A 13726-nucleotide genomic window follows, 5' to 3' on the forward strand; every position below is an offset into this window, starting at 1 on the left:
ACCCATCATGAGTATTCAGGCGACCATCGAACACAAGCTAAAGGCCCTGGAGCCCACCGAACTGGTGGTCGAGAACGAGAGCCACATGCACAGCGTGCCGCCGAACTCGGAAACCCACTTCAAGGTGACCCTGGTCTCCGAGCGCTTTTCCGGGCTGATGCCGGTCAAGCGCCACCAGCAGATCTACTCGCTGCTGGCCGATGAACTGTCCGGCCCGGTCCACGCCCTGGCGCTGCACCTTTACACCCCCGGTGAGTGGGATAGCCGCAGTGCACCGCGTCCGGACTCGCCCAACTGCATGGGCGGCTCACGCTCGTGACGCCGGAGCCGACACGGCTCGCCTATCTGGATGCCATGGGGCTGACCGCCTGGGTGGCCCGCTATCAGCTACCCAACGCCCGCGAGACCGAAGCCTGCGACTGGCCCGAGCCGGTACCCGAAGAGCGGCCCCAGCCCGGTGCCAAGGGCCTGCATGCGCTGCTCGATGACATGCCCGCCTCGGCCGGCGGTGGCGACACGTCCGCCGGGGCGACCGAGCAGGCCGCTGTCGCTGATTCGTCCTCTGCCGTCCAGGCTCCTGCCCCCCAGGCGCCGGCTGGTCCGCGCAAGGCCAGGGCGCTGCTCGGTGATATCGTGCCCGATGCAGACGACGGTGCAGCGACGGCCCCCACGGCCATGCCGGCAGAGGATGAGGCGGAGGAAGGCGCCGAGCCGCTGCGCTTCGGCTGTCAGGTGGCCTGTCTCGACGGTCGCTGGCTTTTGCTGGTCGCCCGTGACGAACCGCTGGGGCCCCTGCACCAGCGGCTTCTGCTCAATATCCTGACCGGCGCCGGGGTCAGGCCGTCGCAGCGACCGGTGTTCGACTCCCTTGCCTGGCCGCTGGAAGAGGGCTTGCCGGTCAGGCGGCCGTTGGACGAGGCGCGTCAGGGGCTCAAGGCCTTTGTGGCCGGGCGCGCTCGTCGTGGCTGGGCTCCGGAGCGGGTGCTGGTATTCGGCCGCCAGGAGGCGCTGATGCAAGCACTGGCCCCGTCTGACACCACCGACAACAGCGCGCAGCCTCCGCGCAGCCAGACCCTGGCGCTGCCGTTGTGGCAGGGCCCGGGGCTCGACGAACTGCTCGCCGGTGACGGCGTCGGTGCCGAGGCCAAGCGCCGGCTGTGGTCGCAGATCGGCGAGTGGCAGGCACAGTGGAGCGACGGCACTCGAGGTGATGGTGCTGGAGGCGATGGTGCCAGAGACGACAGCGATGGCGCTTGAGGCGACAGCGGGCCAGCAGAGCTGTCCCCATAGCGGCGGCTACGGTCCTGTCCGTGTCCTTGGCGCCGCCGATCTTGATGCTCTCCTGCGACTGGAAGCGATGCCGTCAGCGCCGTTGTCCAGCCCTCAGGCGTTGGCCCAGGCGCTGGAAGATGACCAGCGCCTGTTGCTGGGGATCGATCGGCTGGGACCGGCAGGTGATGTCGGCGTTGAAGGCGGCCTTGATGCGGGCATGACGGGGCAGAGGGCTATTCACGCCTACGCCTTGCTGGCACGCCAGCCCTTCGAGGCCGAGCTGGAAGCGATCCTGGTGGCCCCGCAAGCTCGCCGCCAAGGGCTTGCCGCACGGCTGCTGACAAGCCTTATTGCGGTAGCGCGCCAGTGGGGCTCGGAGCGACTGCTGCTGGAGGTGCGTGCCGACAACGGCGCGGCGATCGCCTGCTACCGAGCCGCCGGCTTCGCCGAGGATGGTGTGCGTCGCGGCTACTATCCGCCGCTGGCCGATGGCGGCGAGCGTGTCGATGCCTTGCTGATGTCGCTGGCGCTTGACTGAAACAGCCTGAAGCGCACGGCTTCCGTGCATCCATCGTACGCGCAATGCAAAAGGGCTCCCCATGGGGAGCCCTTTTCATTCGTGTCGATCGTTCGTATCAGCCGTTCGAGTCGACACTGCCGGCACACAAGGCAGGTCAGAGGCTATGGGCGGGCGCCTGTTCGGTATTGCCCGTTTCGCCTTCCACCTCATCGAGCTGGCCCAGGATGGCGGTCAGGCGACGTTCCCACTCTTCGCGATCCTGCTTCAGGCGAGCGTTTTCCTCGCGCAACTCCTCGGCTTCCAGTTTCAGCAATTCCAGGGCCTCAAGGGCGCTGGAGACCTTCTTTTCGAGTTGGTTGAAGAGTTCCGTGCTCATCCTCGTCTCCTGACATGACGTGGGGTGAAGGCGCGACGCGCGCCCCGATGGAACGAGCGTAACGCCGCCGCCGCCGGCGAACAAGCGTCGCCGGGCGGCGACGGGGCTGCTTTGCTGATTCGGCTCAGGAATTACGACGGTCGCGTGCTTGGGGTACTGCCGGCTCAGCTCTCAGACGCAGCGTCCTTGAGCGAGTCGGCGTCGCTTTCGCTGCGTCGATACAGACGCCCCATGCTGTCTCCGGCGCGGACCTCTCGGTGTAGCTGCCAGGTGGGGGGCACGGCGGGAACCAGGCCACTTTCGACCTCCACGTAGATCCAGGCCTCATCCGCCAGCCAGCCGGCTTCCAGGGCCTGGCAGCATGGCTCGGCGAGGCCCTGGCGAAAGGGCGGGTCGAGAAACACCAGGTCGAAGGGGCTGGCGGTATCGTCTTTCAGCAGCGCTGCGGCGTCGGCGCGTCGCACCTTGGCGCGATCGATCGCCAGCGTCGCCAGGTTATCGCTGATCGCCTGGGCCACCTGGGCATCGCGCTCGACGAACAGGGCCTCGCTGGCGCCACGCGATAGCGCCTCCAGGCCCAGGGCACCGGTGCCGGCGAACAGATCGAGCACGCGAATGCGGTACAGCTCGCCCCCGAGCCAGTTGAACAGGGTTTCGCGCACCCGGTCCGGGGTCGGGCGCAGGCCGGGCTTGTCGAGCACCGGAAGCTGGCGGCGGCGGTGTTCGCCACCGATGATACGCAGCTTGCCAGGCGGCCGACCGCTCGCGGGACTCTTGCCCGAGCGGGGTTTTCCGGCGCCGCCGCGCGGACGGTTTCTTGAAGGACGTTGTCGACTCATGGGCGGCGATTCTACCCCCATGGCCGGGTGTCGTCATGCCTTCGCCATCGCTTCTGTGGCAGGCTGTGGGCAGCGTCGCGTCGCCGCCTCGGGGCTGTCCTGTGTCCACAGCGAGCGGGCAGGGTGGTAGGATGTGGCGGTTCGTTCACCGGCTGAGGCGTCAGGTCATCCATGTTCGGTATTTTCAAGCGCAAGAAGAAGCACACGGGCGAAGAACCCGCCAAGGACCAGGAAGTCGTCGATCAGTCGTCTGCAGATGAGGCGGAAGGCGCGGCTGACAGGGAGGCTGAACAGCCCCTCGGCGGCGAGCTGTCGCAAGGCTCACCGTCGGATGCCGAGCCGCCCCAGCAGGGCCGGGAATCTGGCCCCGAGCCGACCGAGACCGCCGAGGCGGTGGTGCCGGAGCCTGTCGAGCCGGCAGCGCCAGCGCCTGCCGAGCCGTCCACCCCTGCCGAGCAGGCGCCCGTTGAACCTGAGCCCGACAAGCAAGAGCCCGTCAAGCAAGAGCCTGTCGAGCAGAAGTCCGGCGAGTCGCAAGCCGACCAGGCGCCGTCTGACGCCCCCCAGCCGGCTGGTGAGCCAGCCGAAGATGAATCGCCTGCCTCGGCGCACAAGTTGGCTGAGGCAGAGGTGCCCGAGCCTGCAAGTCCGCTAGCTCCCGACGCTGGCACCGGCCAGCGCGAGCACGCCGAGGTGATCGAGCCCAGCCGTCCTACCGGCCCGGCCCTGCAGGAAAAGCCCAGAGCGCCGGTGCAGGGTGGCAAGGGTGGCGAGAAGAAGGGCTGGTTTGCGCGCATGCGCGAGGGCCTTGGCAAGACTCGGGCCAACCTGAGCGACGGCCTGGCCGACCTGTTCATGGGTGCCAAGCAGATCGATGACGAGCTGATCGAGGACATCGAGACCCAGCTGCTGATGGCCGACGTCGGTATCGAGGCCACCAGCGAAATCATCGAGGCGCTGACCGATCGCGTCTCGCGCAAGGAGCTGAAGGACCCGGAGGCGCTGTATCGTGCGCTGCAGCAGGAGCTGGCCGCCATGCTCGGCGAGGTCAGCCAGCCCCTGAGCCTCGAGACCGCCGATGGTGGGCCCTTCGTCATCCTGGTGGTGGGCGTCAACGGCGTCGGCAAGACCACCACCATCGGCAAGCTGACCCAGCGCTTCCAGCGCGAGGGCAAGAGCGTGATGCTGGCGGCGGGGGATACCTTCCGCGCGGCTGCGGTAGAGCAGCTCAAGGTGTGGGGCGAGCGCAACAGCGTGCCGGTGGTGGCTCAGCATACCGGCGCCGACAGCGCCTCGGTGATCTATGACGCCGTGGCGGCGGCCCGTGCCCGTGGCGTCGACGTCTTGATCGCCGATACTGCTGGTCGCCTGCACAACAAGAGTCACCTGATGGAAGAGCTCAAGAAGGTCCATCGGGTGATGGGCAAGCTCGATGCGCAGGCGCCTCACGAGGTGATGCTGGTGCTCGACGCCGGTACCGGCCAGAACGCCTTGTCCCAGGCGGCCACCTTCAACGAGGCGGTTCCGGTCAGCGGGATCACCCTGACCAAGCTCGACGGTACCGCCAAGGGGGGCGTGATCTTCGCCCTGGCCAAGCAGCTGAAGACGCCGATCCGCTTTATCGGGGTGGGTGAGAGTCTGGATGACCTGCGGCCGTTCAAGGCCGAGGACTTCGTCGACGCCCTGTTCGATCGTCGCCCGAGTGACGCCGACGAATGATCGCCTTCGAGCACGTCGGCAAGCGCTATGGAGGGCGCTTCGAGGCGCTCTCCAATATCGATTTTCGCGTCTCGCGGGGCGAGATGGTGTTTCTCACCGGCCATTCCGGTGCCGGCAAGAGTTCGCTGCTGCGGCTGATCATGCGCCTGGAGCGACCCAGTCGCGGACGGGTGATGGTCGCCGGTCACGATATCGACAAGCTGCATCCCAGCCAGTTGCCGTTCTACCGGCGTCAGATCGGGGTGGTCTTCCAGGACCACCAGCTGCTGTTCGACCGCTCGATCTATCACAACGTGGCGTTGCCGCTGGAGATCCGCGGCCTGGCGCCGCGGGATATCGCGCGGCGGGTCCGCGCGGCACTCGACAAGGTCGGCCTGTTGCACCGCGAAAAGGCGCTTCCCATCGAGCTTTCCGGCGGCGAGCAGCAGCGCGTGGGTATCGCCCGGGCGGTGGTCAACAAGCCCGCCCTGCTGCTGGCCGATGAGCCTACCGGTAACCTCGACCCTCAGTTGTCCGCCGATATCATGGGGCTGTTCGAGGACTTTCATCGCATCGGCACCACGGTGATGATCGCCAGTCACGATCTGGCGTTGATCGCCAGGCTGCGTCACCGCACCCTGCGCCTGAGCGAGGGGCGCCTGGTGGCCGACGAGGAGGCCGCATGAGCGCTCGCCATTCGCGCAAGGGCGCGGCGACGCCCAGGGGCGCCTCGGCCGCCGCACGTACGGGCGGCCGCCAGGAGGCCTCGACGTCACCTCGCGGTGCGCGTCAGCAGACGGTGCGTGCACAGGGGCAGTGGCAAGCCTGGCTGCGCCACCATCGCGCCATGTGTGTGGACAGCCTGCGCCGGCTGGTGCGCCAGCCGGTGGGTAGCCTCTTGACCATGCTCGCCATCGCCATCGCCCTGGTGCTGCCCAGCGCCCTGTGGCTTTCACTGGACAGCGCCAAGCTGGTGGACGCCGAGCTGGACGCCAGCGCCACCCTGACGGCCTACCTCGACAAGGGGGTGAGCGAGTCCGAGACCGGGCGCATCCTGGAAGCGCTGGAGGCTCAGTCGGAGGTCGCCGCCACCGAATTGATCACCGCCGAGCAGGGCATGGCGGAATTCCAGCAATCCCTGGGGCTTGACGATGCCCTGGCGCGGCTCGACGAGAATCCGCTGCCCGCCGCGGTGGTGATCTCGCCGACGACGCCGTCACCGGAGGCCATGGCGGCGTTGTCCGAGCGGCTGTCGGCGATGTCCGGGGTGGCCGAGGTGCGCCTCGACCTGGCCTGGATCGAGCGTCTGCGGCAACTGGCTGAGCTTGGGCGTCGCCTGACCCTGGCGCTGGGGGTGCTGTTTGGTCTGGGCGTGCTGCTGGTGGTGGGCAACACCATCCGCCTGGCGGTGGAGAACCGGCGCAAGGAGATCGAGGTGGTGACCCTGATCGGCGCCACCCATGCCTTTGTACGCCGACCCTTTCTGTACAGCGGCGCCTGGTATGGTCTGGGCGGCGGACTGCTGGCGTGGGGTCTTCTGACCCTGGGCAGCGACTGGCTGGCGGCGCCGGTGGCATCGCTGGCGGCCAGCTACGGCGCGCACTATCAGCTACCGACCCTGGGCCTCGTCGGCTCTACAACATTGCTGACTTGTAGTACACTATTGGGCTGGTTGGGAGCCTGGATCGCCGTCAGCCGCCATCTGGCGGGCATCAAGCCACGCTAGCGGCAACAGGTAATCACCCGTTTCTTGTACGGTTTCGTCGGATGTCTACGACCAAAGGGGAACTTCTTCCTATTTTTATCCTCCAAGGTGCATCCGAAATCTTGTTGGTCTTCGAGGAGACAACCTGCACATGAGCAACAGTCTTCTGCCGGTGGGTCATCTTTCACCGGGGCACGACCTAAACGGCTATATTCAGGCCGTCAATCGCATTCCGCTGCTGACGGTGGATGAAGAGCAGGACCTGGCCCATCGCCTTCAGCAGGAAGGCGATCTGGAAGCCGCCCGCCGTCTGGTCATGTCCCATCTGCGTTTTGTCGTGCACATCGCACGCAGCTATTCCGGCTATGGACTTCCCCAGGCTGACCTGATTCAGGAAGGCAACGTTGGCCTGATGAAGGCCGTCAAGCGTTTCGACCCGACCCAGGGCGTACGCCTGGTGTCTTTCGCGGTGCACTGGATCAAGGCCGAGATCCACGAGTTCGTGCTGCGCAACTGGCGCATCGTCAAGATCGCCACCACCAAGGCCCAGCGCAAGCTGTTCTTCAACCTGCGCGGCGCCAAGAAGCGCCTGGCCTGGTTGAACAGCGACGAGGTCGACGCCATCGCCAAGGACCTGGACGTCAAGCCCGAGGTGGTGCGCGAGATGGAAGGTCGTCTGGCCTCCCATGATGCCGGCTTCGATGCCTCACCGTCCGAGGACGAGGATTCGGCCTATCAGGCTCCGGTTCACTATCTGGACGACGCCAGCCAGGACCCGGCGACCCAGCTCGAGGACAGCGACTGGGAGCAGGACGCCACCCGCCGCCTCCAGGGCGCGCTGGCCGAGCTCGACGAGCGCTCGCGGGATATCCTGAGCCAGCGCTGGCTCGCCGAAAACAAGGCGACCCTGCATGAACTGGCCGACGTCTATGGCGTGTCCGCCGAGCGCATTCGTCAGCTCGAGAAGAACGCCATGAAGAAGATCCGCGAACGTCTGGGCGACAGCATGGCGGCCTGAGCGCCATCGATTGCGCCAGCCGCTGGCAGGACGAAAACGCCCGAACCTCACGGTTCGGGCGTTTTCAGTTGTGGCTGAGCTTGTACCAGGGCGACTGCCATAGGGGCTGTAGGGTGGTTGCCTGAGCCGCTATACCAGCCGCTATACCAGCCGCTATACCAGTCGCTACACGCCCTGGTACCAGCGCCTAGCCCTGGGCGCTGGCAGCACCCGTCAGGCCGCCAGCGGCGGCTGCGCGGCGGGCAATGTCGCCCAGCGCCTCGTCACCGGCGCTGAGATCGCGAAAGGCGCCCATGGCGCCGAGCAGGGCCGAACTCTCGTAGGGCACGAACACACGCTCTCCCTGCTTGGCCATCTCCGGCAGCATCGAGATATAGGACTGGCCGAGCAGGTAGCCGATGACCGCCCTGGTGCTCTTCTCGCCTTCGCCCATGGCACCCAGTACCAGCTCGATGGAGCGACTTTCGCCCTGGGCACGCAGAATGGCGGATTCCTTGTCGCCCTGGGCGTTGAGGATCGCTGACTCCTTCTGGCCCTGGGCCTTGGCGATGGCGGCGGCCTTTTCGCCCTCGGCCTCGGTGACGGTGGCTCGACGGCGACGTTCGGCGGACATCTGCAGGTGCATGGCCTCCTTGACCTCCGTCGGCATCTCGATGTCCTGCACCTCGATGCGATTGATCGCCACCCCCCACTTGGAGGCAGGTTCCTCCATCTGTTCCTTGATCTTGGCGTTGACCTCGGCGCGGGACTCGAAGATCTTGTCCAGCTCCATCTGGCCGACCACCGAGCGCAGGGTCGTCTTGGCCAGTACCTCCACCGCCTGACTCATGTTTTCGATCTTGTAGACGGCGTTGGCCGGGTCGATGATCTGAAAGTAGATGGCGCCGTCGATGCGCACCGTCACGTTGTCGGTGGTGACCACCGGCTGGGACGGGAAGTCCATGACCGACTCGCGCAGGTCGATGCGGGTCTCCTGACTCAGCACCGGGGTGAATTCCTGGCCCTTGCGCAGGTAGCGCACCATCTTGATCGGTCTTGGCTTGTCGAAGAACGGAACGATGAAGTTGATGCCCTTCTGCAGCGTGCGGTGGTAGGCGCCGAGGCGCTCGATCACCATCACCTCGGACTCCTGAACGATCACCAGTCCCTTGATCACCATGATCACGGCGATGACGACCACCACCAGGGCAATCAATAGCCCCGGATTTATGGCATACGGCAACATGCAAGTACCTCCTTGGTATCGAGAGTGTCGCCCAGGGCGACCGACGGCATCCCGCCGCCGAAAGCCAGCTTAGGCAATGGGCGGGCGAGTGGCGATAGCGTCTGGCGGCCGCTGCCCGAACGAGCGCATGACCGGGATCAAGAACCTTCGCCGGCGGGACGGACCACCGCCTGGGTGCCCTCGAAGCGGACCAGCGTTACCTCGTCACCCGGACGAAGGGCAGGACCACTCCCTGCTTCGTCCGCCAGGCTGGCACGGTAGAGATCACCGTCGAGCTTGATGCAGGGTGCGTCATCGAAGTCGCGGCTGACCAGCACGAAGCGTTGACCGCGGCCTCCACCGCTACCAGCCACGCCGAAGCCTTTTTTCGCGCCTCGGCCGCGTCGTCTTAACTGTCGAATCGCCAGCGGCACCAGCACGGCGCAGGCGATCGCCAGGACGATCAGTTGCAGGGTGAAAGTGGCGCCCAGCCAGGCGGCCAGGGCGGTGAGGGCGAGCGCCGCCGCCAGGGCCAGCAGCACGTAGGAGCCGGTCAGCAGCTCGACCAGCAGAGCCGCGAGTCCGGCCAGCAGCCACCACAGCGCGGGAGATAGAAAATCCATGAGGGGCCTCTTGGAAGCAGCGAAATGACGTCCTGTCCTGTCCGATTCTGCGCCGCCTGCCGTGGCCCGGCAAGCCGGTGAGGCCCGCAGACGACAGCGCCACCGCGATTGCGGTGGCGCTTGGCTGAATGTGAGGAGGCCCGAAAGGCTGTCGTGTTACGGGGCTTACCAGTACCCCAGCACCTTCCACCGTAGAGAGTCTGCGACACCGACCCAGACGGTCAGATTGACCAGGCTCCTGCCCTGATCAAGAGCGGACCCGCCTTCCGGGCGTCTTACCAGTACCCCAGCACCTTCCACCACAGGCTGCCGACACCGACCCAGACGGTCAGGTTGACCAGGCTCCTGCTCTGATCAAGAGCGGACCCGCCTTCCGGGCGTCTTACCAGTACCCCAGCACCTTCCACCGTAGAGAGTCTGCGACACCGACCCAGACGGTCAGGTTGACCAGGCTCCTGCTCTGATCAAGAGCGGACCCGCCTTCCGGGCGTCTTACCAGTACCCCAGCACCTTCCACCGTAGAGAGTCTGCGACACCGACCCAGACGGTCAGGTTGACCAGGCTCCTGCTCTGATCAAGAGCGGACCCGCCTTCCGGGCGTCTTACCAGTACCCCAGCACCTTCCACCGTAGAGAGTCTGCGACACCGACCCAGACGGTCAGGTTGACCAGGCTCCTGCTCTGATCAAGAGCGGACCCGCCTTCCGGGCGTCTTACCAGTACCCCAGCACCTTCCACCGTAGAGAGTCTGCGACACCGACCCAGACGGTCAGGTTGACCAGACTCCTGCCATGATCAAGAGCGGACCCGCCTTCCGGGCGTCTTGCCAGTACCCCAGCACCTTCCACCGTAGAGAGTCTGCGACACCGACCCAGACGGTCAGGTTGACCAGGCTCCTGCTCTGATCAAGAGCGGACCCGCCTTCCGGGCGTCTTACCAGTACCCCAGCACCTTCCACCATAGGCTGCCGACACCGACCCAGACGGTCAGGTTGACCAGGCTCATCACCAGTCCGGCCTTCCACCAGGTGCCGAGTTCCACATAGCCGGAGCCGAAGATGATCGGGGCGGTGCCGGTGGCGTAGTGGGTCAGCGACATCATCAGCGAGGAGGCGCCGGCCAGCAGCAGGGCGATGTACAGGGTAGGGATGCCGAGGGCGATACCGGCGGCCAGGAAGGCGGCGTACATGGCGGTGATATGGGCGGTGGTGCTGGCGAAGAAGTAGTGCGCGTAGAAGTAGACGCCGGTCAGCGCCAGGGCCATGCCGAACCAGCCCATATTGAAGCTGCTGATGCCCTCCTCGATGACCCCGGAGAACCAGCCGATCAGTCCGAGCTTGCCCAGGAAGCTTGCCATCATTACCAGAGCGGCGAACCACACGATGGTGTCCCAGGCGGACTTCTCGCCGAGAATGTCATCCCAGGTCAGCACATTGGTGACCAGCAGGATGGACAGTCCCAGCAGCGCCACCGCGGTGGAGTTTACCTTGAACTCGGGGCCGAACAGCATCGCCGGGATACCGGCCCACAGGATCAACAGCAGGCCGAACACGCCGATCATGATCTTCTCGCCGCGGTCGAGCGGGCCCATGGCGGTGAGCTGCTCGCGGGCGAAGGAGGTGGCGTCCGGGGTGCGCTTGAGCTCCGGCGGATACAGCACGTACAGCACCGCCGGCATCAAGGCGATGGCGACCAGGCCGGGCAACAGCGCGGCCAGCGCCCACTGGGTCCAGGTGATCGAGATGGCGGAGTCGGTGGCCTTGGCGATCAGGTCGACGATCAAGGGGTTGGGGGCCGTTGCGGTGATGAACATGGCCGAGGTGATGGGGTTGGCGTGATAGTTCACCAGCGCCAGGTACTCGCCGATCTTCTTGCTGGTGCCGGACTCGGGGGAGGAGCCGAAACTGTCGGCGATGGAGCGCATGATCGGGTGCATGATGCCGCCACCCCGGGCGGTGTTGCTGGGGGTGATCGGGGCGATGGTCAGCTCCGCCAGGGACAGGGCGTAGCCGATGCCGAGGGTGCGTTTGCCGAAGGCGGCGATAAAGGCGTAGCCGATGCGGTTGCCCAGACCCGTCTTCGACAGCCCGCGGGAGATCATGATGGCCAGGCCGATCAGCCAGATCAGCGGGTTGGAAAAGCCAGAGAGGGCGTCGGAGACCGCGCCCTTGGAGCTTTCAGGGTTGGTGACGCCGGTCAGCGCGACCACGGTGATGGCAATGATTGCCAGGGCGCCGATGCGCATGGTCTTGCCGATGATGGCGGCGATGGTGGCGACGAAGATCGCCAGCACGTGCCAGGCCTCGGGATTGACGCCGTCAGGTACGGGGATTACGAACCAGAGCGCCAGCCCCAGGGTCACCGAGACCAGGGAGGGGAGCGGTTTGAATGCGAGCATAAGCGAGCTCCTTTGGGGAAGATCGAGTGATCACCTCTCCACAGAGAGAATCCGAAGGTGTTGTGCTCATTTACGCATAGACGAGACGACGTCCGAATGACGGACATCAAGCAGAAGTACGACTTTCGTCGAAATGGTCATGTCGAGTGCAACTTGCGCTGAGGAGGTCGCAGCGCCAAGGCAGGAGATAACGGTGCAGGAGTTGGGTGAGGGCTGCAGCCGACGCCATGCCGGGAACTGCCCGGCATGGCGCGAGAGGAGGTGAACGGTCCCTAGTCGGGCTTGATCGCGGTGCGGCCGCTGCCCAGGAACATCATCGCCAGGGCACCGAACAGGAACATGCCCTGCAGCTCCAGCGCCCAGCCGCCGCTGCTGGTCAGGCTGAACAGCTCACCCATATGCGCCAGATAGATGGCCACCACCATGTTGCCGGCGATCAGCAGACCGGCGATGCGAGTGTTCCAGCCGAGGATTGCCATGACAGGTGCGACGACTTCGCCCAGCAGGACGCCATAGGCGAGCACCGTGGGCAGGCCATGGGAGGCCAGGGTTTCACCGATCCAGGACAGGCTGCCGGGATTGATCAGCTTGCTGACGCCGTGCAGCAGGATCATCACGCCAAGGGCCAGGCGGAGTATCAGCTTTCCCAGGTCGTCGTTGTCGAGGGCGTTGAGCATGGTGACTTCCTTTTCACTAGGGGCTTTTTTGACTCGAGAGCCTTTCACTTCAGGTATTGGTCGGAAAACAGACGCACCGAGTTATCCGTGGCTTCGCAGCATGATCGCGATGACTTCGGCATGGTGCCTTCGGTCGCAACACCAGAATCACCGAAACGGTCGGACCACGCAGGCAATTCTGGCATATTAGGCATCATCCAGATGACTCAGCTGCAAGGAAGATAGCATGGTTCCGTCACGACTTCGCCGCACCGCCGCTTTCGCTCTTTTCACCCTGGCGCTCAGTGCCTGTTCCAGCCAGCCCGCGCCCACGGCGGGTGGTGGCGACACGGCGGCCCCAGGCAGCGTCTCGAGCCCGCTGGTCGGCAAGCGCTGGAACCTGTTGCTGGTGGGCACCAGCGATCGCCTGTCGATGCCGCAGAAGCCGTACTTCGAGGTGGCTTCCGATGGCAGTGTCAGCGGTAGCGACGGCTGCAATCGCTTCACCGGCACGGTGAGCTTCGGTGACAGCCAGCGTATCGACTTCGGTGAACTGACCGCGACTCGCATGGCCTGTGCCAATCCCCAGGGGGCCCAGCAGGTCCGCGAGATGCTCGACAACGCCTATCGCTACCTGATCGACCACGATCGACTGGTGTTCTTCGGCCCCAACTCGCTGGTGCTGGGCGGTTTTCGCGACGCCAGCTAAGAGGAAGTGATGATGGCTTTCAGCAACGAAGAAAGGGTGGCGCTGCTTGCGCTTCACGGGGTAGGGCCGACTGTCGTCAGCCGCTTTGAGCTGCTTGGCATCGACTCCTTCGAGCGTCTGGCGACGTTCGAGGCCCGGGAGATCGCCGAGCAGGTGGCATCGATGCTCAACACCAGCTGCTGGAAGAATTCGCCACGCGCCCTAGCGGCGGTGGAGGCGGCCATCGTGCGTGCCAGGCAAGGTCTACAGGAATAGGGGGCCGTCTTATGGCATTCAATGATCTGGAGAGAAAGCGAGTGGAGAAGGCGGCAGAGGCTTTCGTCGAGAAGCGCCGTCCACCGCCTCACCTGAGATCAAAACTTGATCTCGCCTTTCGTATCGATGGGCAGAGTCTGGAGATCTTCGAAGTCAGTCCTCGCTATGACAAACCTGACGAGAAACTGGAGATACCCGTCGCCAAGGCGAAGTACGTGCGTAGTCAGGATGTCTGGAAGGTCTACTGGCAGCGAGCGGACCTGAAGTGGCACGGTTATACGCCCTGTCCCCAGGTGGGGACGGTGGAAGCCTTTCTCGAACTGGTGGGTCGCGACGAGATGGCCTGTTTCTTCGGGTAGCCAAGCGTGCTGGGAGCCGATGGATTCTCTGCTGCTATCACGTCTGAATAAAGTCGAACCCGCCCGTGGGGGGGGCGGCTCGGCTGGGGGCTAGGC

General features: G+C 65.2%; 16 protein-coding genes. 10 read left to right on the plus strand and 6 right to left on the minus strand.

The window, feature by feature from the left end; genetic code table 11:
• Positions 1-7 precede the first annotated feature (7 nt).
• Genes NFI08_RS08985 through NFI08_RS08995 form a run of 3 tightly spaced genes read left to right on the plus strand, consistent with a single transcriptional unit; the run spans position 8 to position 1810 of the window.
• Positions 8-319, plus strand: a complete 312-nt coding sequence (locus tag NFI08_RS08985) for a BolA family protein (protein WP_045991309.1) — start codon at positions 8-10, stop codon at positions 317-319.
• A complete protein-coding gene (locus NFI08_RS08990; protein WP_286985536.1) occupies positions 316-1257 on the plus strand; it encodes a hypothetical protein in 942 nt (313 codons plus the stop codon). The genes NFI08_RS08985 and NFI08_RS08990 overlap by 4 nt, the downstream gene beginning before the upstream one ends.
• The gene (locus NFI08_RS08995; protein ID WP_239452498.1) at positions 1229-1810 is read left to right on the plus strand and encodes a GNAT family N-acetyltransferase; all 582 of its coding nucleotides are present in this window, start codon (positions 1229-1231) and stop codon (positions 1808-1810) included. Before NFI08_RS08990 ends, NFI08_RS08995 begins: the two co-directional genes overlap by 29 nt.
• Positions 1811-1946: 136 nt before the next feature.
• Here the strand turns inward: NFI08_RS08995 and zapB are convergent, their stop codons facing one another.
• Positions 1947-2168, minus strand: coding sequence for a cell division protein ZapB (gene zapB, locus NFI08_RS09000; protein ID WP_045991307.1), 222 nt, complete (start codon positions 2166-2168; stop codon positions 1947-1949).
• Positions 2169-2332: 164 nt separating this feature from the next.
• Positions 2333-3007, minus strand: a complete 675-nt coding sequence (rsmD, locus tag NFI08_RS09005) for a 16S rRNA (guanine(966)-N(2))-methyltransferase RsmD (RefSeq protein WP_045991306.1) — start codon at positions 3005-3007, stop codon at positions 2333-2335.
• Between the two features lie 171 nt (positions 3008-3178).
• On the opposite strand from rsmD, the gene ftsY reads away from it, so the two are divergent.
• The 4 genes from ftsY to rpoH all read left to right on the plus strand — a co-directional run bounded on the left by ftsY (position 3179) and on the right by rpoH (position 7428).
• On the plus strand, positions 3179-4726 hold the full coding sequence (gene ftsY / locus NFI08_RS09010) for a signal recognition particle-docking protein FtsY (RefSeq protein ID WP_349588712.1): 1548 nt from the start codon (positions 3179-3181) through the stop codon (positions 4724-4726).
• A complete protein-coding gene (ftsE, locus tag NFI08_RS09015; RefSeq protein WP_045991304.1) occupies positions 4723-5391 on the plus strand; it encodes a cell division ATP-binding protein FtsE in 669 nt (222 codons plus the stop codon). Before ftsY ends, ftsE begins: the two co-directional genes overlap by 4 nt.
• Positions 5388-6431 carry a permease-like cell division protein FtsX gene (gene ftsX / locus NFI08_RS09020; RefSeq protein ID WP_045991303.1) on the plus strand — a complete coding sequence of 348 codons (1044 nt, stop codon included), beginning with the start codon at positions 5388-5390 and terminating at the stop codon, positions 6429-6431. The genes ftsE and ftsX overlap by 4 nt, the downstream gene beginning before the upstream one ends.
• Before the next feature lie 130 nt (positions 6432-6561).
• Positions 6562-7428, plus strand: a complete 867-nt coding sequence (gene rpoH, locus NFI08_RS09025; RefSeq protein ID WP_045991302.1) for an RNA polymerase sigma factor RpoH — start codon at positions 6562-6564, stop codon at positions 7426-7428.
• 187 nt (positions 7429-7615) lie between these two features.
• Here the strand turns inward: rpoH and NFI08_RS09030 are convergent, their stop codons facing one another.
• The 4 genes from NFI08_RS09030 to NFI08_RS09045 all read right to left on the minus strand — a co-directional run bounded on the left by NFI08_RS09030 (position 7616) and on the right by NFI08_RS09045 (position 12328).
• Entirely contained in the window at positions 7616-8653 is a 1038-nt protein-coding gene (locus tag NFI08_RS09030; RefSeq protein ID WP_045991301.1) for an SPFH domain-containing protein, read from the minus strand.
• 137 nt (positions 8654-8790) lie between these two features.
• A complete protein-coding gene (locus NFI08_RS09035; protein ID WP_349588717.1) occupies positions 8791-9255 on the minus strand; it encodes an NfeD family protein in 465 nt (154 codons plus the stop codon).
• A 932-nt stretch (positions 9256-10187) separates the two neighbouring features.
• Positions 10188-11651: a DASS family sodium-coupled anion symporter gene (locus tag NFI08_RS09040; protein ID WP_349588720.1), complete on the minus strand. Its 1464-nt coding sequence runs from the start codon at positions 11649-11651 to the stop codon at positions 10188-10190.
• 272 nt (positions 11652-11923) lie between these two features.
• Complete coding sequence (locus NFI08_RS09045) at positions 11924-12328, minus strand: DoxX family protein (protein WP_045991298.1); 405 nt, start codon at positions 12326-12328, stop codon at positions 11924-11926.
• Between the two features lie 226 nt (positions 12329-12554).
• Between NFI08_RS09045 and NFI08_RS09050 the strand changes: the two genes are divergently transcribed.
• From NFI08_RS09050 to NFI08_RS09060, 3 genes are read left to right on the plus strand one after another with little or no spacing between them, the layout of a single operon-like run.
• On the plus strand, positions 12555-13016 hold the full coding sequence (locus NFI08_RS09050) for an META domain-containing protein (protein WP_349588723.1): 462 nt from the start codon (positions 12555-12557) through the stop codon (positions 13014-13016).
• A gap of 12 nt (positions 13017-13028) precedes the next feature.
• Positions 13029-13271, plus strand: coding sequence for a helix-hairpin-helix domain-containing protein (locus NFI08_RS09055; protein ID WP_349588726.1), 243 nt, complete (start codon positions 13029-13031; stop codon positions 13269-13271).
• Between the two features lie 11 nt (positions 13272-13282).
• Positions 13283-13630 carry a DUF3024 domain-containing protein gene (locus tag NFI08_RS09060; RefSeq protein ID WP_349588729.1) on the plus strand — a complete coding sequence of 116 codons (348 nt, stop codon included), beginning with the start codon at positions 13283-13285 and terminating at the stop codon, positions 13628-13630.
• The last annotated feature ends 96 nt before the right edge of the window (positions 13631-13726 follow it).

The sequence above is a fragment of the Halomonas sp. EF61 genome (assembly GCF_040147045.1).
GTDB classification, from domain to species: domain Bacteria; phylum Pseudomonadota; class Gammaproteobacteria; order Pseudomonadales; family Halomonadaceae; genus Halomonas; species Halomonas litopenaei.